Below are 25,270 nucleotides of genomic sequence, written 5' to 3' on the forward strand. Positions count from 1 at the left end.
GCCGTCAGCGCCGGGGCTCCCAGCGGAACCAGCGGCGGGCGGCCCACACCGAGACGGCCAGCCAGGCCGCGCCGAGGGCGAGGTGCGGCAGCGCCTCCGGCCAGGTGCCCAGGAAGCCGGCGGGCGGTTCGGAGCCGTCGGTGCCGAACCAGCCGAGCCGCAGCAGCTGGAAGGCCGGGGTGGTCGGCAGCGCGCGGCAGGCCGCCGCCAGGCCGTCCGGCATGGTCTCCAGCGGGATCAGCAGTCCGGAGCCGAGCTGGGCGAACAGCAGCAGCGGCAGGGTGGTGATGCCGGCGGTCTCCACCGTCTTCGTGACGGCGCTGGTGACGGCGGCCAGCGCGATCAGCAGGCCGATGCCGAGCAGCAGTCCGGCGGCCATCAGCAGCGGGTTGACCGGGGCGGGCAGGTCCAGCCGGGTGGCGCCCGCGACGCCGACCACCGTGCACTCCAGCAGGCCGAGCACGACGGACGGCAGGGCCGTGCCGCCGAGGATCTCCAGGTCGCGGGCCTCGCCGGTGCGCAGCCGCTTGAGCACCAGGTCGCCGCGGCGGGCGACGTACGCGGTGGTCAGGTTGTAGTAGACGACGAAGAGCAGGATCATCCCGGCCACGCCGTTGACCAGGTTGGCGTGCAGGTCGAGGTCGGGGTGGTCGGTGGCCTGCTGGTCGAGGATGCCCTTCAGCGACACCATCAGCACCAGCGGCATCGCGACGGCCATGAACAGTGCCGTGCGGTTGCGCAGCAGCAGGGTGGCCTCGGTGCGGCCGAGGGCGAGCAGTCGGCCCGCGGTCGTGGTGGTGGCGCCCTGCGGGGCGGGAGCGGCAGGAGCGGTGGCGGCCTGGGTGGCGGATGCGGGCGCGGTCATCGGGGGCTGCCGATCGTCTCGGGGGTGGCGGCCGCCTCGGCGGCAATGGCGAGGAAGGCCTCCTCCAGCGTGGCGCTGCGGGCGTCGAGGCCGGTGAGCACGACGTCGTGCGCGGCGGCCCAGCCGAGGACCGCGGTGAGGTCGGCCTGCAGCCGCGGGGTGCGGACGGTGATCCGGCGGCCGTCCGCGGTGACCTCGGCCCCCGGCAGCGGCGGCAGGCCCAGGGCCTCGTACGGGCCGCACCGCTCGGGCAGCTCGAAGCCGATCCGGGCGGGGCGTCCGGCGATGACCTCGGCGACGGTGCCGGAGGCGGCGATCCGGCCGTCGTGCATGACGGCGAGCCGGTCGGCCAGCTCCTCGGCCTCCTCCAGGTAGTGCGTGGTGAGGAGCACGGTGGTGCCCTGTGCCCGCAGGTCGCGGACCAGCCGCCAGACGGCGGCGCGGGCCTCCGGGTCGAGGCCGGTGCTGGGCTCGTCCAGGAACAGCACCTCGGGGCGGCCGAGCAGGGCGACGGCGAGGTCGAGGCGGCGGCGCTCGCCGCCGGACAGCTGCTTGACCCGGACGCCGCGCCGGCCGAGCAGGCCGACCAGGTCGAGGGCCTCGTCGACGGGCCGGGCGCCGCTGGTGAGACCGGCCCAGCCGCGGCAGGTCTCGGCGACCGTGAGGTCGCCGGGGAATCCGCCCTCCTGCAGCATGATGCCGATGCGCGGCCGGACGGCGGCCCGTTCGTGGTACGGGTCGTGGCCGAGCACCCGGACCTGCCCGGCGGAGGGCGCGGCCAGGCCCTCGAGCAGCTCCATGGTGGAGGTCTTGCCGGCCCCGTTGGTGCCGAGCAGGGCGAAGAGCTCGCCGCGGTGCACGGTGAGGTCGAGCCCGCGGACGGCGTCGAAGCCGGTCGGGCCGGCGGCCCCGTAGCGGCGGTGCAGGGCCGCGGCCTCGATGACGGGCCCCGGGCGGCTGGTGGCGTTCATGGATCCAGTCTTCCGGCGCACCGCGGGCGTGGTCAGTGCGTGCCGTCATCGGATGCCCGTGCCGATGCACGGGTCGGCGGTGACAAATGTCATGCCGGTGGCGGGCGTGTCGGTAAGGGGGAGGGCCGTGCCGTGGAACGTCCGGACCGCGTCGTGCCGGAACTACGGAAATCGGGGGCCGGGAAACGCCGAAGGCCCCCTCGGGAGAGGGGGCCTTCGGTATTCGGAGCGGACGACGAGATTCGAACTCGCGACCCTCACCTTGGCAAGGTGATGCTCTACCAACTGAGCCACGTCCGCATGATGTTGAGTTGTCCTGCTGTACTGCCGTTACTGCGAGCGGACGACGAGATTCGAACTCGCGACCCTCACCTTGGCAAGGTGATGCTCTACCAACTGAGCCACGTCCGCAAGGTGCCGGTGGCACCTGCCGCCCCGCCCGGCGCTTTCGGCTCCGGTTGCGGCGACGAGAAATACTCTACCCCATCGGTCGGAGTGCTCGCCCCACCCTTTCCCCTGCGGGTACCGGGGCGGGGCGCAGGCCGATCAGTTGGCCTCGGCGAACTGCTCGTAGACCACCTTGGGGATGCGGCCGCGGGCCGGCAGCTCCATGCCGTGCGACTGCGCCCAGGCGCGGACGGCGGCCGGGTCGGGCGTCAGGGCGGTGCGGCGGAACGACTTGCCGCTGCGGCTCTGGCGGCGGCCGGCCGCGACGAACGGGGCGAGGGCCTCCCGCAGCTTCTCCGCGTTCTCCACGGACAGGTCGATCTCGTACGACTTCCCGTCGACACCGAAGTGGACGGTTTCCGCCGCGGCGCCGCCGTCCAGGTCGTCGGAGAGCGTGACAACTACACGCTGAGCCATGGGTGTCAATCCTCTCGGGCAATTCGGCCGCCGGATGCTGGTGCCCGGTGGCCCGTCCGCCGGTGCGCGGGCATGACGGCATGCGGACGTGCCACGCCGAAAGACAGCAGCTCACTGTCACCGGTCGCCCTATTCTGCACCCAAAGAGGCCGGAAATCGAAGGGTCTGGCATTCCTTTTTTCCGGATATTCACGAGGCTTCACGCGCTGCCGGATAGTGCCGGATACGTGGGTGGTCGATCTGTCCGGAGTGCCGGTATTCGGGTGTTCTCGGCCCGGACCGGCCGGCGGCATTGAATCCGGTGGAATGGGGCGGCCGGCGGCCCGCCGGGGAGGGTTGTGCAGGCCCGGGGCCCTTGCGGCGTAAGGGGCGGAGGTCTACGCGCGTCACCGGTCGGGGCCGCTGGAGGGCCCGAAATCCCGGGTAGTCTGAAGGTCCCCCCGCCTTCACGCAATCACCACCGGGAGTGCCAGTGGCACGCGTCGTAGTCGACGTCATGCTCAAGCCGGAGATCCTCGACCCGCAGGGACAGGCGGTGCAGCGTGCACTGCCGCGTCTCGGATTCGCCGGGATCGCCGACGTCCGTCAGGGCAAGCGTTTCGAGCTGGAGCTGGAAGGGCCGGTCGACGACGCCGCGCTTGCCCGCATCCGCGAGGCCGCCGAGACCTTCCTCGCCAACACCGTGATCGAGGACTTCGTCGTCCGGGTCGAGGAGGAGGCGAAGTGACCACCCGCGTCGGCGTCGTCACTTTCCCCGGTTCCCTCGACGACCGCGACGCCCAGCGCGCGGTCCGCCTCGCCGGCGCCGAGCCGGTCGCACTCTGGCACCGCGACAAGGACCTCCACCAGGTCGACGCCGTCGTGCTGCCCGGCGGATTCTCCTACGGCGACTATCTCCGCTGCGGGGCCATCTCCCGCTTCTCGCCCGTGATGGAGACCGTCATCGAGCAGGCCCGCCTGGGAATGCCCGTCCTCGGTATCTGCAACGGCTTCCAGGTGCTCTGCGAATCGCACCTCCTGCCCGGTGCACTCACGCGCAACGACTCGCTGCACTTCATCTGCCGCGACCAGAAGCTGCGCATCGAGAACGACAACACCGCGTGGACGTCCGATTACTCGGCCGGCCAGGAAATCGTCGTCCCGCTGAAGAACGGTGAAGGCCGCTTCGTCGCCGACGCACACGTCCTGGACGCCCTGGAGGCGGAAGGCCGCGTGGTCGCCCGCTACGTCGACGTGAACCCCAACGGTTCGTACCGCGACATCGCCGGCATCACCAACGCGGCCGGCAACGTCGTCGGTCTCATGCCGCACCCCGAGCACGCCGTGGAGCCGCTCACCGGTCCGACCACCGAGGGCCTGGGCTTCTTCACCTCCGTCCTGAAGCAGCTGGTGAACGCCTGATGAGCCTCGACACCGTCAAGAACGCCGAGCAGACCCCCGAGGCCGGCCAGCCCTGGGCCGAACTCGGCCTCAAGCAGGACGAGTACACCCGGATCCGGGAGATCCTCGGCCGCCGCCCGACCGGCGCCGAGCTCGCGATGTACTCCGTCATGTGGTCGGAGCACTGTTCGTACAAGAGCTCCAAGGTGCACCTGAAGCAGTTCGGCGAGAAGGCCCCCGAGAACGACGCCATGCTCGTCGGCATCGGCGAGAACGCCGGCGTCGTCGACGTCGGCCAGGGCTACGCCGTCACCTTCAAGGTCGAGTCGCACAACCACCCGTCGTACATCGAGCCCTACCAGGGCGCGGCCACCGGCATCGGCGGCATCGTGCGCGACATCCTCGCCATGGGCGCCCGCCCGGTCGCCGTCATGGACCCGCTGCGCTTCGGCGCGGCCGACCACCCCGACACCCGGCGCGTGCTGCCCGGCATCGTCGCGGGCATCGGCGGCTACGGCAACTGCCTCGGCCTGCCCAACATCGGCGGCGAGGTCGTCTTCGACCCCTGCTACCAGGGCAACCCGCTCGTCAACGCGCTCTGCGTCGGCGTCATGAAGCACGAGGACATCCACCTCGCCCAGGCCTCCGGCCCCGGCAACAAGGTCATCCTCTACGGCGCCCGCACCGGCGGCGACGGCATCGGCGGCGTCTCCGTGCTCGCCTCCGAGACCTTCGACGAGACCGGCCCGGCCAAGCGCCCCGCCGTGCAGGTCGGCGACCCCTTCCAGGAGAAGCTCCTCATCGAGTGCACCCTGGAGATCTTCAAGGAAGACCTCGTCGCCGGCATCCAGGACCTCGGTGGCGCCGGCCTCTCCTGCGCCACCAGCGAGCTCGCGAGCGCCGGCACCGGCGGCATGCGGATCGAGCTCGACACCGTGCCGCTGCGCGACAACACGCTCTCGCCCGAGGAGATCCTCATGAGCGAGTCGCAGGAGCGCATGTGCGCCATCGTCGAGCCCGGCAAGGTCGACCGCTTCCTGGAGATCTGCGAGAAGTGGGACGTCATCGCCACCGTCATCGGTGAGGTGACCGACGGCGAGCGCCTGGAGATCTTCTGGCACGGCGAGCTGGTCGTCGACGTGCCGCCGCGCACCGTCGCCCACGAGGGCCCGACCTACAACCGGCCCTACGCCCGCCCGAGCTGGCAGGACGCGCTGCAGGCCGACGCCCCCACCGCCGAGCGGCTCGCCCGCCCGGCCACCGGCGCCGAGCTGAAGGACGCCCTGCTCAAGGTCGCCGGCTCGCCGAACCAGGCCTCCAAGGCCTGGATCACCGACCAGTACGACCGCTACGTGCTCGGCAACACGGTGCTCTCGGTGCCCGAGGACTCCGGCATGATCCGGATCGACGAGGAGACCAACCTCGGCGTCTCGGTCGCCACCGACGGCAACGGCCGCTACGCCAAGCTCGACCCGTACGCCGGCGCCCAGCTGGCCCTCGCCGAGGCGTACCGCAACGTCGCCGCCGGCGGAGCCAAGCCGCTCGCCGTCTCCGACTGCCTCAACTTCGGCTCCCCCGAGGACCCGGACGTCATGTGGCAGTTCGCCGAGGCGACCCGCGGCCTCGCCGACGCCTGCCTGGTGCTCGGCACCCCGGTCACCGGCGGCAACGTCTCGCTGTACAACCAGACCGGCGACGTCGCCATCCACCCGACCCCGGTCGTCGCGGTGCTCGGCGTCATCGACGACGTCACCCGCCGCACCCCGATCGGCTTCGGCGAGCAGGGCCAGTTGCTCTACCTGCTCGGCGACACCGCGGACGAGCTCGGCGGCTCCGCGTGGTCCCAGGTCGCGCACGACCACCTCGGCGGCCTGCCGCCCAAGGTCGACCTGGAGCGCGAGCGGCTGCTCGGCGACATCCTCATCGCGGCCTCCCGCGACGGCATGATCGACGCCGCGCACGACCTCTCCGACGGCGGCCTCGCCCAGGCCCTGGTCGAGAGCTGCCTCAAGGGCGGCAACGGCGCCCGCGTCGTCGTGCCGGAGAGCCTGGACGCCTTCGTGTTCCTGTTCTCCGAGTCGGCCGGCCGCGCCGTGGTCTCCGTGCCGCGCAGCGAGGAGGTCCGCTTCAACGACATGTGCGGCGCGCGCGGCCTGCCTGTCGCCCGCATCGGCGTCGTGGACGGCGACACCCTCGACGTCCAGGGACAGTTCACCGTCTCGCTGGCGGAGCTGAAGGACGCCCACACCGGCGTCATCGAGGCCCTGCTCGCCTGACGTCCCGCAGCGGTGCCCGAGGGGCGGCCGGTTCTCCCGAACCGGCCGCCCCTCGGCGTACCCTGGCCGGCATGCCGCCCAAGAGCCGTTCGTACGACCCCGTGAAGGTGCGCGCCGCGCTGGCCGCGCAGACCGGGGCGCTCCGTGCCGCCGTCCACGCGCTGACGGCGGAGGACCTCGCCCGGCCGACCCGGCTCGGCGACTGGACGGTGCGCGAACTCGTCGCCCACCTCGCCCTGCAGATCGGCTGGGTGCCCCGGCACATCGACGGACCGCTCGAAGGCCGGGCCGAGTTGAGCCTCCTGCAGTGGGTCGCCGGGGTCGGCGGCCTCGCCCCGCTGCTCGACGCCGGCACCCGCGAGCACACCGCCGAGGCCTTCGACGGGCCGCCCGCCGAGGTCGCCGAGGCCTTCGCCGACGAGACCGCGCTGCTGACGGACTTCCTCGCCGGCGCCGAAGCCGCGGACCCCGCACGGCGGTTCGAGATCCGGCTGGGCTCCATGACGCTCGCCGACATGCTGGTGACCCGGCTCGTGGAGACCGTCGTGCACGCCGACGACCTCGCCCACGCCCTCGGCCTCACCGACTTCCCGCACGACCGGCAGGCCGTCGCGGCCGTCACCCGGCTGCTCGCCGACGCCTTCGCCGACCGCGCGCCGGGCGGGGCCGTCGAGCTGCGCGTCCCGCCGTACGCCGTCGTCCAGGCCGTCGAGGGCCCCCGGCACACCCGCGGCACCCCGCCGAACGTCGTCGAGACGGACCCGCTCACCTGGATCCGCCTCGCCGCCGGACGGGCCGGCTGGGCCGACGCCGTCGACACGGCCGCGGTCACCGCGAGCGGCGAGCGCAGCGACATCGGCGGCCTCCTTCCGGTGCTGCACTGACCGGGACGGTGGCGGGTACGCTCCGTCCCATGTCGATCACCGAGGAAGTTCCCTACCGGCACGACCCGTTGGCCACCCGTACCGCGCTGGCCGCGCAGACCGGGGCGCTCCGTGCCGCCGTCCACGCGCTGACGGCGGAGGACCTCGCCCGGCCGACCCGGCTCGGCGACTGGACGGTGCGCGAACTCGTCGCCCACCTCGGCATCGTGCTCGACTGGGTGCCGCGCCACCTCGACGAGCCCGTGCCCGACGGCGAGCCGCTCACCCTGACCGGGTGGGTGGCCGTCACCAGGACGGCCGCCGCCGCCATCGCCGCCGGGGTACGCGAATACGCCGCGGACGCCTTCGCCGGACCCCCGGCCGCGGTGGCCGCGGAGTTCGACACCGCGGCCGACGCCCTGCTGGCCGTCCTGCACGGGCCGTCCGCGGCCGACCCGAACCGGTCGATCGCCATGCGCTTCGGCCCGATGCTCCTCACCGACTTCCTGGTGACCCGGCTCGTGGAGACCGTCGTGCACGCCGACGACCTCGCCCACGCCCTCGGCCGCACCGACTTCCCGCACGACCGGCAGGCCGTCGGCACCGTCGCCGGACTCCTGACCGCGGTGGCCGCCGGACGGAGCCCCGCCGGGGGTGCCCCGGACACGTCCCGGCTGGACGCCCTGACCTGGATCGGGCTCGCCACCGGGCGGACGGCCTGGACCGACGACCACGACGTGCCCGCCGGGCTGGGCGCGCTGCTGCCGCTGATGGGCTGAGCCGTCGGCCGTCGGCCGTCGGCTGTCGGCCTGTGCCGTGGCACGGTCCGACGGCCGGGGGCCAGGGCGGCCTCGGCGGTGGACGGCCGGCGGGTGCGGGTGCCGCGGGTGCGGGTGCCGCGGGGGCGGACGGTCCGCGGGGTGACGGGCGGTAAGTAAGCTCGGAGGTCGTTCGTCGGGCTACGAGGGGACCAGGGCATGAGTGACGAGGCGCGTCGGATACCGCCGCTCCGGGCGGGCCGCCGACCGGCCGGACTGGCTCTCCTGGGCTGGCTCGCGGACGACCGCGCGCCGCGGCTCTGCCGGGTGTCCGGTTCGGCGGGTTCGGGCAAGACGCACCTGCTCCGATGGCTCGCCGACGGCTGTTCCGGCGAGGACCTGCCCGAGCACCGGCGGGTGCACGCCCTGCTCGACGGCGAGCGGCTCACCGTGCCCGCCGCGCTGTGGCTGCTCGGCCGCCGGCTCGGCCACCCGGCCCACAGCCCCGACGAGCTGTTCTCCGCGCTCGCGGACGACGGCCGACGGGCCGTCATCTGCGTGCCGGACCTCGGACGGGCCGTGCACCCATCCCAGCTGATCGCCCAACTGCTCGCCCCTCTGGTGGAGTTGCCGAACATCCGGCTGGTGGTCGAGGCGCCGGACGGCGGCGTCGCGGCGGCCGCCTTCGGTCTCGCCGTGGAGCATCCCGCCGTGCTGGACCTCGACCACGAGCAGTGGACCGACCGGGAGCGGTTCGCCTCCTGGGCGGTCCGTGCGGGCGGCGACCCCGCGGCCTACCCGCACCCGTCCGTCGCGCTCGGCCGGGCGGTCGACGGGCCGCCGGAGTCCGGCGCCGACCTGATCGCCCGTATCCCGCGCCATCCGGACGGCAGCCCCGACCTCGCCGCCGCCGACGAGGCACTGCTCTCCGACCTGTGGACCGCCGCCGCCCGGGACGGCTCCGCGGCCGGGCTCCTCGCCGACCCCCAACTCCTGACCCGTGCGCACCCGGTGGCCGTCACCGCGGCGCTGGAGGGCCTGGACGGGGCACTGCCCGCCGCCTGGGCGACGGCTGGTCCCGCGCTGGCGGGCGAGCCCGATCCGGGGGTCCGTGCCGCCGTGCTCCGCACCCGCCTGATCGGCATGGACGACGCGGCCGCAGGCCGGCTCGCCGAGGTGCCCGCACCCTGGCAGGCGGCCTGGGCGATGTGGCCGGGGTCGTCGGCCGGCTGGCCGGGAGCGGTGGCCGGGCTCGCCGTCGGCGCCGGACCCACCGCGGGTCAGCTGCTGCTGGCCGACCCGGGCGGCACGATCCGCACCGTCGAGGCGGGCACCGGCCGCCCGCTCGCCCGGGTGGAACGGCCCGGGACGGGCCCGCTCCGGGCGCTCGCGGTGACGCCCGACGGCACGGTCGTCGTCCTGGACGCGCAGGGTGTCCCGGGGGTGGTGCCCGCCGAGGACGCCCCGACCGGCGCGGCCGCCGTGCGGCAGGCGCTCGACGTCTTGGGCGCGGACGCCCGGGGCGGGCCGAGCGCGCTGGCCGCGGTCGGTCCGGAGGGGGTTCCCGCGCTCGCCGACGGCGACGGCACGGTGCGCCGCCTCCATGGTGGTGCGGTGGTGGCCGAGCACCTGCACGAGGGGCCGGTGACGGCCCTGGCCGGCAGTACGACCCTGCTGGTCAGCGGCGGTTTCGACGGTGCCGTCCGGCTGTGGGGGGCGGCGGCCGGCACGGCGGCGCCCGACCCGCTCGACCGCCGTACGGGTGCGGTCAGCGCCGTCGCGGCGGCCGACACCCCGGCGGGACCGGTGGTCGCGGCGGCCTGGGCGGACGGCCTGGTGCGGCTGTGGCGGCCGGGTGCCGACGGCCCGCTCGACCTCCGGCTCGGTTCGCCGGTCTGGGCGCTCGCCCTGGCCGACGGGCTGCTCGTGGCCGGCACCGCGGAGGGCGTCGCGGCGGTCCGGTACTGACCGCGGGGCCCGCCCGGCGGTGGGCCCCGCCGGCTGCCGGGCGGGGGCGCGCGGCGGGCGCTACGGGACGCTCGGCCCGCTGATGTAGGTGCCGCTCGCGGTGTACGGCCAGGCGTTGGAACGGCAGCCGTCGAGGCCGTAGATCTGCTGCATCATGGCGGGCGCGAGCTTGCCCTTGCCGGGGCAGCCCTCGTGGCCGTGGCCGATCCGGTGGCCGACCTCGTGGTTGATGATGAGCGCCCGGTAGTCGTCGAGCGTGCCGCTGAACTGCGGTGAACCGGTCAGCCAGCGCTTGGAGTTGACCACGACCTGTTTGCCGACGTCGCAGTTGACCTCGCCCTTGGTGTCGAGGCCGGCCGAGCCGCAGATCCGGTCGACGGTGTCCGGCGAGGCCACCTTGACGGTGAAGTCGTAGACGCCGTCGGAGACGAGCTTGAAGCCGTTCTTCCCGTCCGCCGTCCAACTGCGCCGGTCGCTGAGGATCGCGTGCACCTGCTCCGCGGCGGCGCGGGGGTCGATGCCGATGCCGTCCTCGACCTCGACCCGGTAGCGGCGGACGGTGCCCTTGCCCACGGCACTGCCGGAGGCGGTGGCGACGGTGAAGGTGCCCTTGCCCTTCTCGGTGACCTGGGTGGGGCTGGGGCTGGGCGTCGACGTCGGTGTCGGGCTGGGGGAGGGGCTCGGCGACGGGGCCGCCTTGGTCGTCACCGCGTTGCCGGTCAGCGGCGGGATCGGCCGGGCCTGCGAGGTCTGGCCGTTGCCGGTCTCGCCGTCGTCGCCGAGCATCATGAAGGCGGTCGCGCCCAGCACGGAGAGCGAGCAGAGCAGACCTATACCGAAGGCCGTCCGCCGTCGCGCCCGCCGCCGACGCTGCTGCCGGGCCCGGCGTCTGCTGGGCGCGGGTGCGTTCCTGTGGGCGGAGGCTGATCGCACGGGTGGCTCTCTGGTAGGGGACACGATCTGACGGAGCGTCATGGCGATGCACGATCGATACCGGCGATCCACCCTCGCACGCAACCGGGCCGGGTGTCCACATACCCGGTATGCACCCGCGGTGGCGCCCGGTGGCCGGACGGTCCGGACCACCTGCTCACCGGCTACGGACGCGGAGCCCGGAGCGGCGGTTCCGGTCCGGATCGGGAGCGGTCGCGGCGCCGGTCAGGCCGTGGCGGGAAGGTCCGGCTCCTCCGCGCACTCGGCGCAGAGCCGGGGCTCGGCCGCCCGGAAGGCGCGCTCGCAGCCGTCGCAGGTCTGCATTGGAAGGACGTGGTCGGCCCGCACGGTGCCCGGCGGGGGCGGCTCCGGGGGCGTCAGCGCCCGCAGGCGGTAGCCGAGGATCCGTACGGGCCGGTGGCTGAACTCGGTCGGCAGGCCCTCGGTGACGGCCGTGATGATCTGCTTCGGTGTCGCGGCCCTGCTCAGCCACGTCCTGACGAAGGGGGCGAGCTGGCGGATCTCTCCCTCGGAGAGCAGCAGCCGGCTGTCGTGCTGGTGCAGGGAGGCCAGGATCAGGGCCGCCTGCGGGTCGACCGGATCGTCGTCGTCGGCCGCCGGCCGGCCGAACGGGACGACCGGCGCGGCGGGCGGGGCAGTGGTCCGGGGAGGCCGCCCGGCGGTGCCGGGAGCCGTAGGCCGCCCCGGCTTCCCGGGCGGGCGCGATGCGGCGGGACGGCGACCCGGGGCCGTCGCCGGTACCGGCTGTGCCGCCTCCACCGCCTCCACCGCCTCTGCCGCCGGAACCGGCCGTACGGGCTGTACCGCGTGCGCCCCGCAGCAGGGTGCGGCAGGAGGGGGTGCGGGGTCCGCGGTGTCCGGGGTGGGCGGGCGAGCCGCGCTGCCCTCCCGTCGGCGCGTGCGGGCGCGCATCTTCCAGCTGCGCCAGGACGGTGCGGCCACGGAGTCGGACGGGTGGCCGACCGGCAGGGGGACGGGCGGGGCGGCCGCCGGCCCGAGGGCGAGGGCCGGAGGGACGGGCGGTGGGGGCGCCGGCGCATGTGCCGGCGCGGTCCGTCCGACGGGGGCGTCGTGGAGCAGCGTGCGGGTGAAGACCCGGCCGTTGTCCAGGCGGGACATGCTGCGGACCAGCCAGCCCTCGTCCACCAGGACGTTCAGGGCCTTGGCGGTGGAGATCTCGCCCTCGCAGAAGTGCTGGGCCAGTGCCTTGATGGTGACCGGTGTGCCCTCGGGCACCGCCGTGAGGTAGGCCGCGAGGCCGATGGCGAGTGCGCTCCTGGTGGTGAGCACGAGGTCCTCGGAGATTCCGAGCTTCGGACCGGCGTGTCCGGTGCGGATGTGCGTGACTCCCGAGCGGGAGCCGGTACGCTGACGATCAGTCATCGGGAAGTGGTTTGGGCTTCCTGTGTGGTCAGGCCTCCGGTCGGGGTATCACCCGTGCCGGGGGCCGCTCTCGTTCTCGGACGAGGTGACTCTATCCGGCGGAAAACACGATCCGTACGCGTTTCACTCTCGTGAGTGACGGCCGGTTTTCTGCTGGTGGGTTTTCTCTGGTGGGTGTGTAGGTGGGAAGCCATCTCCTCCAAAGAAGAGTGAGAATAACCACCCACCTACCTACCAGCGGCGGGCGACACCGCAGCGCGGCAGGCCGTGTCCCGGTGTCGACGACCTGCGGCGGAAGCATCCATCTCCCTTGTGCAGCAAGGATGTTGAGGATTCCTGCCGGGTCGTGCGAACCGGCCCTCCGGTCGGGTGCGCGGAACTCCGCCGGAACGCCGCACGCCACGTGCCGGTCGCGGTCGCGCCGGACGCGGGGAGAGGACGGGTCTCCGTGCGGCCGTCGGAACCGCCCGGGGCCGGGCACCCCAAGGGAAATGCACTCCGGCAATGCCGGGAATCGCCGGTATTCACCGCGGGTGCCGCACGGTCGTGCGGCCGGGGGACTTCTCCGGACGTGCGAGTGCATTGCGGCGGCGTGAACGGGAACGGGCGGCGCGAATTCCACCGATGGGGCGTGCGCATGCGTACGGGGCGCGCGCAGAAAGAAAGGCGCCCCCGCGACCGGTCGCGGGGGCGCCAGGAGGCGTGGCGGGTCAGCCGAGGGTGTCGGCGGCGGTGACCGAGCTGTCGCGCAGGAACTGCGCGCAGCGCTCGGCCTCGCCCTTCTCCTCGATCGAGGCGGCCGCCCGGCCCAGGGCGTGGAGGGCGCGCAGGAAGCCGCGGTTGGGCTCGTGCTCCCACGGCACGGGGCCGTGGCCCTTCCAGCCGGAGCGGCGCAGCGCGTCCAGGCCGCGGTGGTAGCCGGTGCGGGCGTAGGCGTAGGACTCGACGACCCGGCCTGCGGCGAAGGCGTCGTCGGCCAGCTGCGCCCAGGCGAGCGAGGAGGTCGGGAACGTCGCCGCGACCTCGGTGGGCGAGGCGCCCTGGGCCAGCGCCTCCAGCGGACCGGGCTCGGCCGGCAGGTGGGTCGGCGGGGGGCCGCCGAGCAGGTTCTCGTGAATGCTCATGTTCTCCAGTCAACCACTGTCCGCGGACGTGCCCGGGCACCGGCGGTCGGGCCGGCCCGGGCGCGTGCCGCGGGTGGGTGCGGAGGATCAGGCCACGCGGGTCAGGGTGGCGCTGTGCAGCTGGCCGAGGCGGGTGCCGGAGGCGGTGGCGAAGGTGAAGTACACCTGCACCGTCCGGTTGGCGAAGTTGAGCACGTGGCTGACGGTCACGCCGTTGGGCTCGACCCAGTTGCTGAACCAGAGGCCGAGGCCGACCTGGGTGTTGGCGAGGGTCGCGTCGAAGACCTCGCCCACGCCGGTGCCCTGGACGGTCTCCGAGTGCAGCGAGGTGCCGTCCGCCGAGTAGGTGTTGCGGTAGACGTTGCCGTTGTCGACGGTGATCAGGAACGTCTTGCCGGCGAACGGCGGCAGGGAGCTGTACGCGGCGCCGGCGGCCACGGCCGCGGTGCCGTCGTCCGCGGACGCCTGGGTGGCGACGAGGGTGGCGCCGGAGGCGGAGATGGCGAGGGCGGCTGCGAGGGCGACGAGGCGGCGCTTCATGGTGCTGGTCCTTCCACGGAGGGGCTGTGAGCGGGGTTCTGGCGGCGAAGGGTGGTGCCCGGCTGAAGCTACTGAGGCCGCGTGCGGCGGTGTTGCCGGTGCGCGCACCGGCCGTCGTGGATCCGCGCACGTCGGGTATCGGTGCAGGTGGGGGCGGGCGGAGGGCTCGCGGGCCGCCCTCCGGGGAGTCGTGCGGATGTACATCGGAGCTGCCGATGTCTATTGATACCTTCTCGAAGGTTTGTTTCCATCGTGGGGGTGTCCCCCCGACGCGTGCCCGCGCATTCGGCGGCGACCGCGTGCAGCAGTAAGAGCCCGACCTTCCCCAGCGCGAACCGCCGGGCAGGTGTTCCGGCGCCCCAATCGATGGACGAACCAGACGGGCCAACTCCAGCCCAATGGAACGGAGTTAGAGATGATCAAGCTGCAAGACGCCCTGCGGCACGCCACTGAACGGCCGGACCATGTCGCCCTGGTGGACGGCGGACGCCGGATCACCTGGTCCGAACTGGCCGACGAGATCGCGAAGGTGGCCGGCGGCCTCGCCACGGTCCTGCCCGAGGGCCGACCCGCCCGCGCCGCCTTCCTGTGCTGCAACGGCTGGGAACTCGTCATCACCACGGCCGCCTTCGAGACCCTCGGGGTGCCGGTGACCGGACTCGACTTCGAGGCGTCCCCGGAAGCCACCGCCGACGCACTGGAACAGCTCAGGCCCACCGTGGTCGTCAGCAGCAAGCTGCACCGGCCGTTGCTCATCGCCACCGGCTGGGACGACCGCGAGGGCGTCCTGCAGGTCCACCTGCACGGCGTGGGCGAGGAGTTGGCGGCCCCGGAGCCGATCGTCGCCGACCCGCAGGCCGGCGAGCCGGTCGCGTACTCGACGCTCGCCGCCGCGCTCACCCCGGTCACCGCCCCGGTCTCCCAGCCCTACGAGTCGTTCGCGGTCGGCTACGACGCGGCCGGCGCGTCCCGGCTGGTCGTGCGCCGCCGTTCCTTCGAGGCCCGCCGACTCGCCGAACTCGTCGACGAGTTCGCCTTCGACGAGGACGACACCTACCTCGTCACCGTGCCGATGTACCACGCCTCCGGCCCCGGCTGGGCCCGGGTGTTCTTCGCGCTCGGCGGCACCGTCGTGCTCGGCCCCTACCACGACCTCGGCGAGATGTGCCGGCTGATCACCGACGAGGGCGTCACCGCCACCCTGATGGTGCCGCCGGTGCTGTCGCGGCTGCTCGCGCACCCGGCCTCCGCGGCGCTCCGCGAGACCTCCAGGCTGCGCTTCCTGCTCACCGGCGGCCAGCACCTCAACCGCTGGATCGTGAACGAGGCGTGGGACCGCTTCGGCCCCGTGCTGCACCACTACTACGGGCCCACCGAGACCGGTCTGGTCACCGTGCTCGGCCCCGAGGAGCTCGCGCTCTCTCCCTGCCGCTCGGGTCGCGCGATGCCCGGCATCGGCATCGCCGTCCTCGACGCCGAGCACCGGCCGCTGCCGCCCGGCGTCCGCGGCCGGGTCGCCGTCGCGAGCTACCAGCTGATGGACTCGTACGGCGACGCCCCCGCGCCGTCGGTGCTGGTCGACCTGGCGGACGGCCAGGGCCCGCGCCCGTTCCTGCTGACCGGGGACGACGGCGTCCTCGACTACGAGGGACGGCTCGAACTGACCGGCCGCACGGCCGGCGCCGTCCGGGCCCGTGCGGCGGGCGAACAGGACACCGCCTTCTTCGGGCTGGAGACCGAACTGCTCGACCAGCCCGCGGTGCACGACCTGGCCGTGCTCCGGGTGAACGTGCCCGACCACGGGCCGGTGCTCGCCGTGCCGTTCGTGCCGGTCGGCCGTGACGTGGAGACCGCGGCGTACCGCGCCGTCAGCGCCGTCTGCGCCCGACGGGTGCCGTGGATCACGGCCCACGTCATCGCGGTCGAGGCCATCCCCTACAGCCCCACCGGCACCATCCGGTCCGCCGAACTCCTGACCGAGATCATGCCGTTGGTCAACCTCTACATCCACCTGGACAAGCAGTCAGCTACGGAGATCCCCGCATGACCACGCCTGTTCCGCCGCAGACCTCCGACGAACTGCACGAGGACGACATCGAGTCCCGGCTGCTCCTGCTGGAGCGGGCCCTCTCCGAACTGCCGGCCTCCCGGCAGACCGCCGTCCTGATCGGTGAACTGCCCGCCCACGGGGACCTGCTCCTCGTGGCCTTCGTGCCCGCCGACGCGGAGCGCGAGGAGTCCACGCAGCGGGCCGCCCGGGCCGCCTGCGCCCGGCTCGTCCCGACGCTGCCCGCGCTGGTCGTGCCGGTCGACGACATCCCCTACACGCTGGACGGCGAGCTGTGCGGCCAGCAGCTCTTCGACGAGATGCTGCCGCAGATCGCCCGCGACCTGCTGCTGCCCACCGAGATGTCGGCCTGAACCGCCGCCTCCTGCCCCGGGCGCACCCGCCCGGGTCGGGAGGCGGCGGCCGGCCGCCCGGCAGCGGCGCACTGCCCCCGGCGGCCTCCACGGCCCGCAGCGGACGGCCCCGGTACGGATTCCTCCGTACCGGGGCCGTCCGCCGTCCCGGTGCCGTGCCGGGCCGGTCAGCGTGCGAAGGCGGGCAGCTCCGTCCGGGTGTACTCGGCGGCCGCGGCCTCCCAGTTGAGGGCGCCGTGCGCGGCCAGCGTGTGGACGTCGCGCCAGGCGCGCTGGACGGCGGAGTTCTGCTCCTGGGCGGCGATGCCGCCGGCCCGGTAGAGGCGCTCCACGGCGGCCACCGTCTGCTCGACGGCGAGGGCGACGTCCCGCAGGTTGCGGCCCACCGCCTGCTCGGTGACCGGGCCCTGGTCGGCGCGGGCGGCCGCGCCGGCGAGCAGCGACTCCGCGATCTCGATCTCCGCCGACGCCCGCGCGAGCACCTCGCACCGGGCCGGGCTGACCTGGGCGGCCCCCGGGCCCGTCCGGGCGTCGGCCAGTGGTGCCGCCCACGCCCGGAGCGCCCCGCGGGCCGCGCCGATGGCGGGCGCGGCGAACGCCAGGCCGGCGACGAGCCGGGGCGGCACGCCGTGACAGCGGGCGACGTCGGTGCGGGCGGACTGCCGCAGGACGTCCGTGAAACCCATGCACCGGCGGGCGGGCACGGCGAGCGGCTCCGTGAGCGCGATGTCGTGGCTGCCGGTGCCGCGCAGGCCCGCGCTGTGCCAGGTGTCGTGCACGGTGACGTCGGCGCGCGGCACGGCGACCACGAGGAAGTCGCCCGGCCGTGCGGCCGGGTCGGGCACCGCCAGGAGCACCCACGCGGCGTGCTCGACCCCGCTCACGCACCTCCAGCGGCCCTCGACGCGTGCGCCGCCGTCGGGCGTCCTGGTCATCCGGCCGGCGGGCGGCACCACGGCGGCGGCGATCGGCACGTCCGCGGAGCCGCTCCAGATCTCGGCCCGGCCCGCCTCCGGGAAGTACGCGGCGAGGCGCCCGTGCGCGGCCTGGAGGGCCGCCCACCACGCCGCGGAGGTACAGCCCTCGGCGAGCAGCGCGGTGGCGGTCACCAGGTCGGTGAAGGTGCCTTCGGAGCCGCCCCGGTCGGCGGGCACGAAGTGCCGGGCGAAGCCCGCCTCGACGAGGCGCGCGGCCAGCCCGGGGGCGAGGGTGCGCTCGCGGTCCGCCTCCGCGGCGCCGTCGAAGGCGGTGGCGGGCAGGGCGCGGGCCGCCGCGGTGAGCGGTCCGCCGAGGGTGGCGAGGACGCCCTCGGAGAGCGGGGCGGCGGGCACGGGGCGTGGACGGTCGACGGTGGTCACAGCTGTTGTCCCCCTGGATCGTTGACGGTGTTCTCCGGGAGGCGCCGGTGCGCCCGGTGGGTGCGGTGCGTCCGGTGCGTACGGTGCCTCGGGTGGTTCAGGCGGGCCGGCCCGCCGGGGCCCGGTCGACGCCGGGCAGCCGCCGCCAGCCGAACCGTTCGGCGCGGCGGCGGAGTTCGGGATCGTCGCCGACCACGACGGGGCGCCCCACGGTGTGGAGCAGCGGCAGGTCGGTGGCGTCGTCGGCGTACGCGGTGGCGTCCTCGGCCCGGGCGCCGAGGCGGTCGAGCAGGGCGCGTGCGGCCAGGGCCTTGCCGGCGCCGATCAGGGGCTGCCCGGTCTCGCCGGTGAGCTGCGGGTCGGGGCCGCCGGTGGTGCGGAGTTCGGTGCCGAGGACGTACGTGATGCCCAGGTGGTCGGCGATCGGGCGGATGCAGGCCTCGCAGGAGCCGGAGATGAGCACCGGGACGTCGCCGTCGCGCTGGTGCCGCCGCACGGCCTCGACGGCGGGCGGGTGGAACAGCCCGCCGTCCCGTACCTCCGCGAACCAACGCGTCCCGCTCTCCTGCAGCCGGTGCAGCGGGCTGCCCGCGAGATGGCGGAAAAACGCACGGTTGAGCGTCTCCCGGGGCGTGCCGGCGGCCACCATGGCCCAGAGTTCGCGCAGGATCCGGTCGGTCTCGTCGGCCGGATGCCCGGAGTCCGTACGGTGGCGCACGAAGAAGCCGGCGAGGCTCTTGACGGTGATCAGGGTCTCGTCGACGTCGAAGAATGCCAGCCTGGGACCGCTCACGGTCTCCCCCTCGGTACTGTCGTCGGGTGCCGCCGGACGTCCTCCGGCGGGCTGGTGCCGTGCCGTGCGGGCTGCCGGGACGCCGCGCTCCGCGGGTTCGTCCGGTCGTGCGCTGTCGGAACATACCTTCGTGACGTTATGCTTTGCGCGCACCGCCGGCACGATGCGGGCCCCGCGCCCCTCTGGAGGGTTGAGAGATGACCACACCGAAACCAGGGGGAGCCGTTGCCCGGAGGGCCGCCGAGCGGGCGCCCGGGCCCCGGCAGGCCCGCGCCGTCCGCACCCGGGCGCTCGTCCTGGAGGCGGCCGCCCAGCTGTTCGCCCGGCGCGGCTTCCAGTCCGTCACCATCCAGGACATCGCCGAACTCGCCGGCGCCACCAAGGGCGCCGTGTACTTCCACTTCGCCAACAAGGAGGCGATGGCGGTCGAGCTGGTGCACTCCTTCTACACCGCCGCCACCCGCCAGGCCTCCGAGCTGGTGGACCCGAAGCTGGAGCCGCTGGAAGCCGTGCGCGAGCTGACCCGCGCCACCGGCCGGAGCCTGCGGGACGAGCCCGTGGCCCAGGCCGCGGTGCGGCTGCAGGCGGAGCGCGTCAGCATCGACGTGGACCTGCCGCTGCCGTTCGTCGACTACATCGCCTTCATCAGCCTGCTGCTCACCCGGGCCGCCGACGCCGGCCTGCTGCCGCCCCACGTCGAACCGGCCACGCTGGCAAGGACGCTGGTGAGTTCGTTCTTCGGTGTCCAGCATGTCTCGTGGATCCTCAACGATCGGACGGACGTCGTCGAGAGGATCGACGAGCTTCTCGATCTGCTGCTTCCCTCGTAGCGAGGGGGAGCGCCGGAGCCCGTGCCGCATCTGCGGCGCGGGCTCTCTGTGTTTTCTGTGGAGGTCCTGTGGTGGTCTCGTTACAGATCTCGACCCCTCCGTCACTCTACAGCGAGCAACAGGCTTGGCAACATACCTTCTCGTAGGTATATTTTTTCGCAGTCCGAGCCCTGGACTTCGGCTAGAGCCACGTTGTTCACAGCCCTGCGGGGGAGGCTTGCGATGAACACACTTGCACCAGCCCACCGGATCGCCGCTGCGGATGCCGTACCGGCACCGCGAGCGGCCGCACAACTCGACTTCCACCGGACGGTATCGCGGAAGCTGGTCCACAAGTCGGCAGTCTCGGAGGTTTTTCTGACCGACTCCGAGCGGGCCGCGGGCGACCGCTTCCTGCTCGCCGCCCAATGGCCGCGTGATCACGCGGTCTTCCAGCCGGGCCCGGGAGGGCTCACCGACAGCATGGTCGTGGTGGAGACCGCGAGACAGGCGTCCATATTCGTCTTCCACCGCTATTACGGTGTGCCGTTGGACGTCCCGTTCCTCGTGCGTTCCATGGACTTCGCCATCACCGATCTCGACGCCCTGGCGGGCTCCGCCGGGCCCCAGGAGGTCACCCTCGACCTCACCGTCGAACTGCCCGCCGGGCGGTCGGCGTCGAGGATGCCGGTGCTCACCCGTGCGGTGGTGCGCACCGCCGACGGGCGGCCCTGCGCCGAGGTGTCCATGGCCGGTGACATCCTCGACCGAAGGATTTACCAGCGGATCCGCAGCAGGCGCGCCGTGCCGTCCGCGGACCGCGCCACGGCCCGTCCGGACGGGCCGTGCACCGTCGAGGTGCCGCCCGCGGCCGTCGGCCGCCGTCGCCCCGGCGACGTCGTGCTCGTACCGGCCGGTGACGACCGCTGGCGTTTACGCGTCGACCAGCACCACCCGACCTTCTTCGACCACTCGTCCGACCACGTCCAGGCGGTGCTGCTGCTGGAGGCACTGCGGCAGTACGGCATGCTCACCGCGGAGGTCAGGTCCACCAGGCCGTCCGACGTCCTGTGCGGCCTGAGCGTTCAGTTCCGCGGCTACGCCGAACTCGACTCCGACATCCTGCTCGACCCCGGTCCGGCCGCGATCGCCGAGCGCAGCACGGAGGAGCGGGTCGTACGGGTCCGTGCCACGCAGGACGGCGCCGTCATCCTCAGCGCGCGGCTCGCCTTCAGATCGGCCTGGCAGCACGTATCCGAGGAGATCTGATGGAACTGCAGCACCTGCGCTCGTTCCTCGAGGTGTCGAGCGAACTGAGCTTCACCCGGGCCGCCAAGAAGCTGAACTACGCGCAGTCCAGCGTGACCGCCCAGATCCAGCACCTGGAGGCCTCGCTCGGCGCGGTGCTCTTCGACCGGCGCGGGCGGCGGATCGCCCTCACCGAGAGCGGCATGCGGCTGCGGCCGGTGGCCGAGCGGATCGTCGCCCTCGCCGACCTGGCCCACCGCGAGGTGGCCGGCGCCGAGGGGCGGCCGGGCGGCCCGCACGCGGGGCGCCACGGCACCCGCGACGCCGCCCTGGAGCGCATCGCCGACCGGCGGCCCGAGCGCCTCCCCGAGGGCGCCCTGGGACGGGTGGGTCCGGCCGGGCGGCCGGGCCCATCGCTCCCGTCCCGGCGGGTCGCCGTTCAGCTCACCCAGCGGGCGCCCAGCGCCGGCAGCAGGACGTCCCAGGACGACCTGACCCGGGTGATGAGGTCCAGCTCCTCGCGGACCGAACCGAGGTAGTGCGCACCGAAGATCACGGTGGTCATCAGCTGCGCCACCGGCTCCGCCGGGTAGCCGGCGTCCATCTCGCCCGACTGCTGCGCCTGCACCACGAGGCGCAGCAGTGTGCGTTCCACGTCCGACACGAAGGCCGGCGTGCGCTTGGTCGACTGCGCCTCCTCCAGCAGCAGCCGCAGGGCGGCGTTCACCCTGATGTCGCGGTGCAGCCGGGCGACCAGTGCGCAGGTGACGTGCTTGAGGGTCTCGACGGGTGAGTCGGGGTGCTCCCCGACGCCGTCCTCGATCAGTTTCCAGGCCTCGTCGAGGTGTTGGACGAGAGCTGCGGCCAGTTCCTCCTTGGAGGCGAAGTGGCCGTACAGGGCCCCCTTGGTCACGCCGGTGCTCGATGCGACGTGGCCGAGGTTGGTGTTGGCGTAGCCGTGCGCGGCGAATTCCCGGGCGGCGGCGTCCAGTACCGCCTCGTACGTCCTGCGGGCCCGCTCCTGTTGTGCCATCGGCTTCCTCTCGCTCAGCCCAAGTGGCCATGAACTCAGGTACCGCACTTCATGGTTCGAGGGCAAACCCCGCTGCGGCCGCACGGCCGGGCCGTGCGGCCGGATCCCCGTGGAACACGGCGAGCGGCCCTCGGCCGGTTCGGAGTCCGGACCGGGGGCCGCTCGTGCCGTGCGACGGGGGCCGGGTCAGGCCCGGGCCGCCGGTCCGGCGGCGCCGGCCGCCTCGTGGCGCTTGCGGAGCTCCGCCCGGCGGAGCTTGCCGATGCCGGTCTTCGGCACGTCCTCGCGGGCGATCGCGACGACCGCGCCGAGCCGGATGCCGTAGCGCTCGGTGACGAGGTCGCGGATGCGGCGGTCGGCCTCGTCGGCGCTCTCGGGGCCCCGGGGGTGGTAGAAGACCACGAGCTCCTCCCCGCCGGCGGGCGAGGTGCAGGGCGAGACGATGGTGAAGGACGGCTCGACGAAGGGGAGTTCCTCGACGAGGGCCTCGATCTCGTGGCCGTGGTACTCGGCGCCGTTCAGCCGGATCAGGTCGTCGACCCGGCCGGTGACGGTGAGGATGCCGTCCTCGATGACGGCGAGGTCGCCGGAGCGGAACCAGCCGTCGTCGGTGAACGACTTCGCGTTCTGCGCGGGGTTGTCGTAGTAGCCGGAGAACACCGGGGCGCCGGTGACGTGCAGCCGTCCGACGGTGCCCGCGGGCAGCACGTTCTCGTGCTCGTCGACGACGCGCAGCGAGACGCCGGGGTGCGGGCGGCCGACCGGCACGAAGCGCTCGTCGCCCATGGTCTCGGGGTCGAAGACGAAGTCGACGACGCCGGCGGACGTCTCCGACATGCCCCAGCCCGGGTGCATGGAGGTGCGGGGCAGGCCGAACGGCGCCAGCAGGTCGAGGAACCGGCGGATGACACGGGCCTTGACCGACTCGCCGCCGTTCATGATGTAGCGGAGGCTGCGCAGGTCCCAGTCGCGGCCGGCGATCTCGGCGGCACGGTCGTTGACCAGGTTGAACGCGAAGTTCGGTGCCCACGTGGTGTCGCAGCGGTGCCGGGAGATCTGGTCGAACCAGCGGGTCGGGTCCTCCAGGATCCAGTCGGTGCCCGCGTGCACCTGGGTGCAGGCGAGCAGCACGTCCCGGGCGTGGAACATCACCAGGCCGCCGATGTGGTCCAGCGGCATCCAGTTGAAGGAGCGGCTGGTGGCGTCGAGGCGGCGCACGGCGGCGGTGGCCGTCGAGCGGGCCAGGATGTTGCGGTGGGTGAGGGCGACGGCCTTGGGCACGCCGGTGCTGCCGGAGGTGAGCAGCAGCACGGCGAGGTCGTCCGGTGCGGCCCGGTGCAGGTCGGCGGCGGGCTCGTTGGTGCGGAGCTCGCCGGTGCGGCCGAGCCAGCGGCCGGTCCCGGCCATCGCGGGGCCGGGGGCGGCGCCGTCGTCGCCGACGACGACCCAGGGGCGCTGGTAGCCGGACCAGATCCACTCCAGTTGCTGGGCGGCGGCCTCGGGGGCGTCGGCGCGGCCGGGCGGTACGGGGATCGGCACGAGGCCGCCGAGCACCGCGGCCCAGAACGCGGCCAACTGGTCCGGGGCGTTCCGGATCTGGAGCAGCACCCGGTCGCCGGGGCGGGCGCCGCCGGCCCGCAGGCCGGTGAGGATGCGCCGGGCGGCGTCGAGGAGGTCGGGGTAGCCGAGGTCGACGGCGGAGCCGTCCGGGCGGACGAAGTGCAGGCGTCCGGCGTCGGGCCGGCCGGCGGCGCGCACGAGTGCGGAGCCGAGGTCGGGCACCGGGAACTCGGGTGCGGGGCCGCCGTCCAGGAGGGCGAGCGGCAGGGTGCGGGTGACGGCGGGCGCGGTCATGCGGCGGCCTCCTGGCCGGTCGTGGCGGAGCGGGCGACGAACAGCAGCGGGCCGCGGCCTATGCGCGGACCGGGCTCCTTGCGGAAGCCGCCGTACTCGGCGACCACCTCGAAGCCGGCGTCGAGGAGCAGGTCGCGCACCTCGGGGGCGGTGAAGACCGTCTGGTCGAAGAAGTTGGCGTACATCGAGACGGTGCCGTCGCCGCCGCGGGCGATGATGGTCTCCTCGTTGCGCCACACGGCGCGGTGCGCGTGCACCGACTGCCGGGCGAGGCGGGTGACGAGGAGGCCGTCGCCCTGGTGGTGGGCGATGATGTGCGGCTGGTAGCCGTCGACGAAGTTGAGCAGGTGGCCGATGTCGATGACGACGTGGCCGCCGGGCGCGAGCCAGCCGTGGACGGACTCCAGGAGCTGCCGGAGCTCGGCCCTGGTCAGCTGGTTGAGGGTGCTGAAGAGGCTGTACACCAGGTCGTAGCGGTGCTCGGTGGTGTGGTCCTCGGCGCGGGTGTGCACGTACTCGACCTCGGCCGAGCCCGGTTCGGTGGCGGCCGCGGCGGCGTAGGCGGTGAACGAGGCGCTCTGGTCCAGGCCGGTGCCGGGGTGGCCGAGCGCGGCGAGTGCCCGCAGGTTGCCGCCGGTGGCGCTGCCGATGTCGAGCACCCGGCCGCCGGGCGGCAGGTAGGAGGCGAGGAACTCGGTCTCCGCGGCGAGGTCGCGGAAATCCTTGCGGATCACCTCGTAGAACTCGCCGGGGTATTCGAAGCTGGACAAGGAGGGGCCTTTCGGTCGGGACCGGGCGGCGCCGGTCGTCCCGGGTGGATCCGTCGGGGCGTGCGTCGGTACGGCCTGCGTCGGTCCGGCGATGCGTCGGTACCGGCCGGGCATGCGGAGCGGCCGCCTGGTGCGGGGTGCGGCGGTGCGTCAGGCGGCCTCGTCCAGGGCGGTGTGGTCGCGCCGGTACGCGCGCGGCGAGATGCCGTAGCGGTCCCGGAACAGCCGGCTGAAGTGCGAGGCGCCGTACAGGCCGGAGCGCTCGCCGATCATGGCGATGGTGAGGTGCGCGAGCCGCGGGTCGCGCAGCTCGGTGCGGCAGCGGTGGAGCCGTTCGTCGCGGATCCAGCTGGCGGGGCTCTCGCCGTGCTCCTGGAAGAGCTTCTGCAGGTAGCGCAGCGAGATGTGGTGGTGCTGGGCGAGCATCTCGGGCTTCAGCTCGGGGTCGGCGAGCCGGCTGCGCGCGAAGTGCTTGACGCGCTGCAGCATGGCGCGGCGGGCGAGGCCCGAACTCCGGGCCACCGCGGGGCTCTGCGGGCCGCGGTCCATGTAGTCGGCGCAGGCCTGCGCGACGAGTCCGCTGATGCCGCGGGCGAGCAGCTCGGCGGTGCGGTCGGCGGGTAGGGCGCCCTGGTCGGCGAGTTGGCGGAGCAGCTCGGGCACGGCGAAGGGGTCGGCGAGCGGGCAGCTGACCCTGAGGTAGGCCTCGCCGGCGCGGATGCGCTGCGGCGGCAGCCGTACGTCGTCGCCGGGGGCGTCCTGCGGGCTGCCCTCGACGATCGTGATCCGGACGCGTCCGAGGCTGACCTCGCTGACGTGCTCGGCCGGAGGCTGCAGGAGGATCCGGTCGGGTGGCTGGGTCTCGGTGCGCACAACATCCATGGCTCCCCCGTGGGACGTGAGGCCGATCGCTGACACCCGGTCCGCTCCGGGAGGGCGGACCCCTCCATCATGAAAACATACCTTCTCGAAGGTATCCGGGTTTGATCGGCAGTACTGATGCGGCTGCCGGGTGGGAAGCCGCCAGGGCGGATCATG

At 73.7% G+C, this 25,270-nt stretch carries 24 protein-coding genes and 2 tRNA genes; 11 read left to right on the plus strand and 15 right to left on the minus strand.

Annotated elements, in window-relative coordinates:
* Positions 1-4 precede the first annotated feature (4 nt).
* From OG335_RS19380 to OG335_RS19400, 5 genes are all read right to left on the minus strand, one after another.
* Complete coding sequence (locus tag OG335_RS19380; protein ID WP_405012377.1) at positions 5-865, minus strand: ABC transporter permease; 861 nt, start codon at positions 863-865, stop codon at positions 5-7.
* Positions 862-1,836 carry an ABC transporter ATP-binding protein gene (locus OG335_RS19385; RefSeq protein WP_405012378.1) on the minus strand — a complete coding sequence of 325 codons (975 nt, stop codon included), beginning with the start codon at positions 1,834-1,836 and terminating at the stop codon, positions 862-864. Before OG335_RS19385 ends, OG335_RS19380 begins: the two co-directional genes overlap by 4 nt.
* A gap of 227 nt (positions 1,837-2,063) precedes the next feature.
* Positions 2,064-2,136: transfer RNA gene (locus OG335_RS19390), tRNA-Gly, on the minus strand.
* A gap of 38 nt (positions 2,137-2,174) precedes the next feature.
* A tRNA-Gly gene (locus OG335_RS19395) sits at positions 2,175-2,247 on the minus strand.
* 135 nt (positions 2,248-2,382) lie between these two features.
* The gene (locus OG335_RS19400; RefSeq protein ID WP_405012379.1) at positions 2,383-2,700 is read right to left on the minus strand and encodes an Lsr2 family protein; all 318 of its coding nucleotides are present in this window, start codon (positions 2,698-2,700) and stop codon (positions 2,383-2,385) included.
* A 472-nt stretch (positions 2,701-3,172) separates the two neighbouring features.
* On the opposite strand from OG335_RS19400, the gene purS reads away from it, so the two are divergent.
* From purS to OG335_RS19430, 6 genes are all read left to right on the plus strand, one after another.
* Complete coding sequence (gene purS / locus OG335_RS19405) at positions 3,173-3,427, plus strand: phosphoribosylformylglycinamidine synthase subunit PurS (RefSeq protein ID WP_100889307.1); 255 nt, start codon at positions 3,173-3,175, stop codon at positions 3,425-3,427.
* A complete protein-coding gene (purQ, locus tag OG335_RS19410) occupies positions 3,424-4,101 on the plus strand; it encodes a phosphoribosylformylglycinamidine synthase subunit PurQ (RefSeq protein WP_405012380.1) in 678 nt (225 codons plus the stop codon). The genes purS and purQ overlap by 4 nt, the downstream gene beginning before the upstream one ends.
* The gene (gene purL, locus OG335_RS19415) at positions 4,101-6,356 is read left to right on the plus strand and encodes a phosphoribosylformylglycinamidine synthase subunit PurL (protein WP_405012381.1); all 2,256 of its coding nucleotides are present in this window, start codon (positions 4,101-4,103) and stop codon (positions 6,354-6,356) included. The genes purQ and purL overlap by 1 nt, the downstream gene beginning before the upstream one ends.
* 71 nt (positions 6,357-6,427) lie before the next feature.
* Positions 6,428-7,240: a sterol carrier family protein gene (locus OG335_RS19420; RefSeq protein WP_405012382.1), complete on the plus strand. Its 813-nt coding sequence runs from the start codon at positions 6,428-6,430 to the stop codon at positions 7,238-7,240.
* Between the two features lie 29 nt (positions 7,241-7,269).
* Entirely contained in the window at positions 7,270-7,998 is a 729-nt protein-coding gene (locus OG335_RS19425) for a maleylpyruvate isomerase family mycothiol-dependent enzyme (RefSeq protein ID WP_405012383.1), read from the plus strand.
* 198 nt (positions 7,999-8,196) lie between these two features.
* Entirely contained in the window at positions 8,197-9,945 is a 1,749-nt protein-coding gene (locus OG335_RS19430) for a hypothetical protein (RefSeq protein WP_405012384.1), read from the plus strand.
* A gap of 60 nt (positions 9,946-10,005) precedes the next feature.
* Here the strand turns inward: OG335_RS19430 and OG335_RS19435 are convergent, their stop codons facing one another.
* The 4 genes from OG335_RS19435 to OG335_RS19450 form a co-directional block, all read right to left on the minus strand.
* Positions 10,006-10,878, minus strand: a complete 873-nt coding sequence (locus OG335_RS19435; protein ID WP_405012385.1) for a DUF3152 domain-containing protein — start codon at positions 10,876-10,878, stop codon at positions 10,006-10,008.
* 225 nt (positions 10,879-11,103) lie between these two features.
* Positions 11,104-12,282 (minus strand): hypothetical protein, encoded by a 1,179-nt coding sequence (locus OG335_RS19440; RefSeq protein ID WP_405012386.1) that lies wholly within the window; start codon positions 12,280-12,282, stop codon positions 11,104-11,106.
* Positions 12,283-12,992: 710 nt separating this feature from the next.
* Positions 12,993-13,406 (minus strand): DUF3151 domain-containing protein, encoded by a 414-nt coding sequence (locus OG335_RS19445; RefSeq protein WP_405012387.1) that lies wholly within the window; start codon positions 13,404-13,406, stop codon positions 12,993-12,995.
* Positions 13,407-13,493: 87 nt separating this feature from the next.
* The gene (locus OG335_RS19450; RefSeq protein WP_405012388.1) at positions 13,494-13,946 is read right to left on the minus strand and encodes a MoaF-related domain-containing protein; all 453 of its coding nucleotides are present in this window, start codon (positions 13,944-13,946) and stop codon (positions 13,494-13,496) included.
* Between the two features lie 415 nt (positions 13,947-14,361).
* Between OG335_RS19450 and OG335_RS19455 the strand changes: the two genes are divergently transcribed.
* Positions 14,362-15,993, plus strand: coding sequence for a class I adenylate-forming enzyme family protein (locus OG335_RS19455; protein WP_405012389.1), 1,632 nt, complete (start codon positions 14,362-14,364; stop codon positions 15,991-15,993).
* Positions 15,990-16,367 carry a hypothetical protein gene (locus OG335_RS19460; RefSeq protein WP_405012390.1) on the plus strand — a complete coding sequence of 126 codons (378 nt, stop codon included), beginning with the start codon at positions 15,990-15,992 and terminating at the stop codon, positions 16,365-16,367. The genes OG335_RS19455 and OG335_RS19460 overlap by 4 nt, the downstream gene beginning before the upstream one ends.
* 167 nt (positions 16,368-16,534) lie before the next feature.
* Here the strand turns inward: OG335_RS19460 and OG335_RS19465 are convergent, their stop codons facing one another.
* Both OG335_RS19465 and OG335_RS19470 read right to left on the minus strand, forming a co-directional pair.
* Positions 16,535-17,725, minus strand: a complete 1,191-nt coding sequence (locus OG335_RS19465) for a hypothetical protein (RefSeq protein ID WP_405012391.1) — start codon at positions 17,723-17,725, stop codon at positions 16,535-16,537.
* A gap of 97 nt (positions 17,726-17,822) precedes the next feature.
* Positions 17,823-18,518 (minus strand): HAD family hydrolase, encoded by a 696-nt coding sequence (locus OG335_RS19470; RefSeq protein WP_405012392.1) that lies wholly within the window; start codon positions 18,516-18,518, stop codon positions 17,823-17,825.
* Positions 18,519-18,715: 197 nt separating this feature from the next.
* Between OG335_RS19470 and OG335_RS19475 the strand changes: the two genes are divergently transcribed.
* The 3 genes from OG335_RS19475 (at position 18,716) to OG335_RS19485 (ending at position 21,114) form a co-directional block, all read left to right on the plus strand.
* The gene (locus OG335_RS19475; protein WP_405012393.1) at positions 18,716-19,348 is read left to right on the plus strand and encodes a ScbR family autoregulator-binding transcription factor; all 633 of its coding nucleotides are present in this window, start codon (positions 18,716-18,718) and stop codon (positions 19,346-19,348) included.
* Positions 19,349-19,570: 222 nt separating this feature from the next.
* Positions 19,571-20,596, plus strand: coding sequence for a ScbA/BarX family gamma-butyrolactone biosynthesis protein (locus tag OG335_RS19480; protein ID WP_405012394.1), 1,026 nt, complete (start codon positions 19,571-19,573; stop codon positions 20,594-20,596).
* A complete protein-coding gene (locus OG335_RS19485) occupies positions 20,596-21,114 on the plus strand; it encodes a LysR family transcriptional regulator (protein WP_405012395.1) in 519 nt (172 codons plus the stop codon). Before OG335_RS19480 ends, OG335_RS19485 begins: the two co-directional genes overlap by 1 nt.
* On the opposite strand, the gene OG335_RS19490 is transcribed toward OG335_RS19485, so the two are convergent.
* The 4 genes from OG335_RS19490 to OG335_RS19505 form a co-directional block, all read right to left on the minus strand.
* Entirely contained in the window at positions 21,015-21,608 is a 594-nt protein-coding gene (locus tag OG335_RS19490; protein WP_405012396.1) for a TetR family transcriptional regulator, read from the minus strand. The genes OG335_RS19485 and OG335_RS19490 overlap by 100 nt on opposite strands.
* Before the next feature lie 186 nt (positions 21,609-21,794).
* Positions 21,795-23,462, minus strand: coding sequence for an AMP-binding protein (locus OG335_RS19495; RefSeq protein WP_405012397.1), 1,668 nt, complete (start codon positions 23,460-23,462; stop codon positions 21,795-21,797).
* On the minus strand, positions 23,459-24,232 hold the full coding sequence (locus tag OG335_RS19500; protein ID WP_405012398.1) for a class I SAM-dependent methyltransferase: 774 nt from the start codon (positions 24,230-24,232) through the stop codon (positions 23,459-23,461). Before OG335_RS19500 ends, OG335_RS19495 begins: the two co-directional genes overlap by 4 nt.
* A gap of 150 nt (positions 24,233-24,382) precedes the next feature.
* Positions 24,383-25,114 (minus strand): helix-turn-helix domain-containing protein, encoded by a 732-nt coding sequence (locus tag OG335_RS19505; RefSeq protein ID WP_405012399.1) that lies wholly within the window; start codon positions 25,112-25,114, stop codon positions 24,383-24,385.
* Between the last annotated feature and the right edge of the window lie 156 nt (positions 25,115-25,270).

Origin of the sequence: Kitasatospora sp. NBC_01539 (assembly GCF_045040525.1) — a bacterium.
Classification (GTDB): Bacteria; Actinomycetota; Actinomycetes; order Streptomycetales; family Streptomycetaceae; genus Kitasatospora.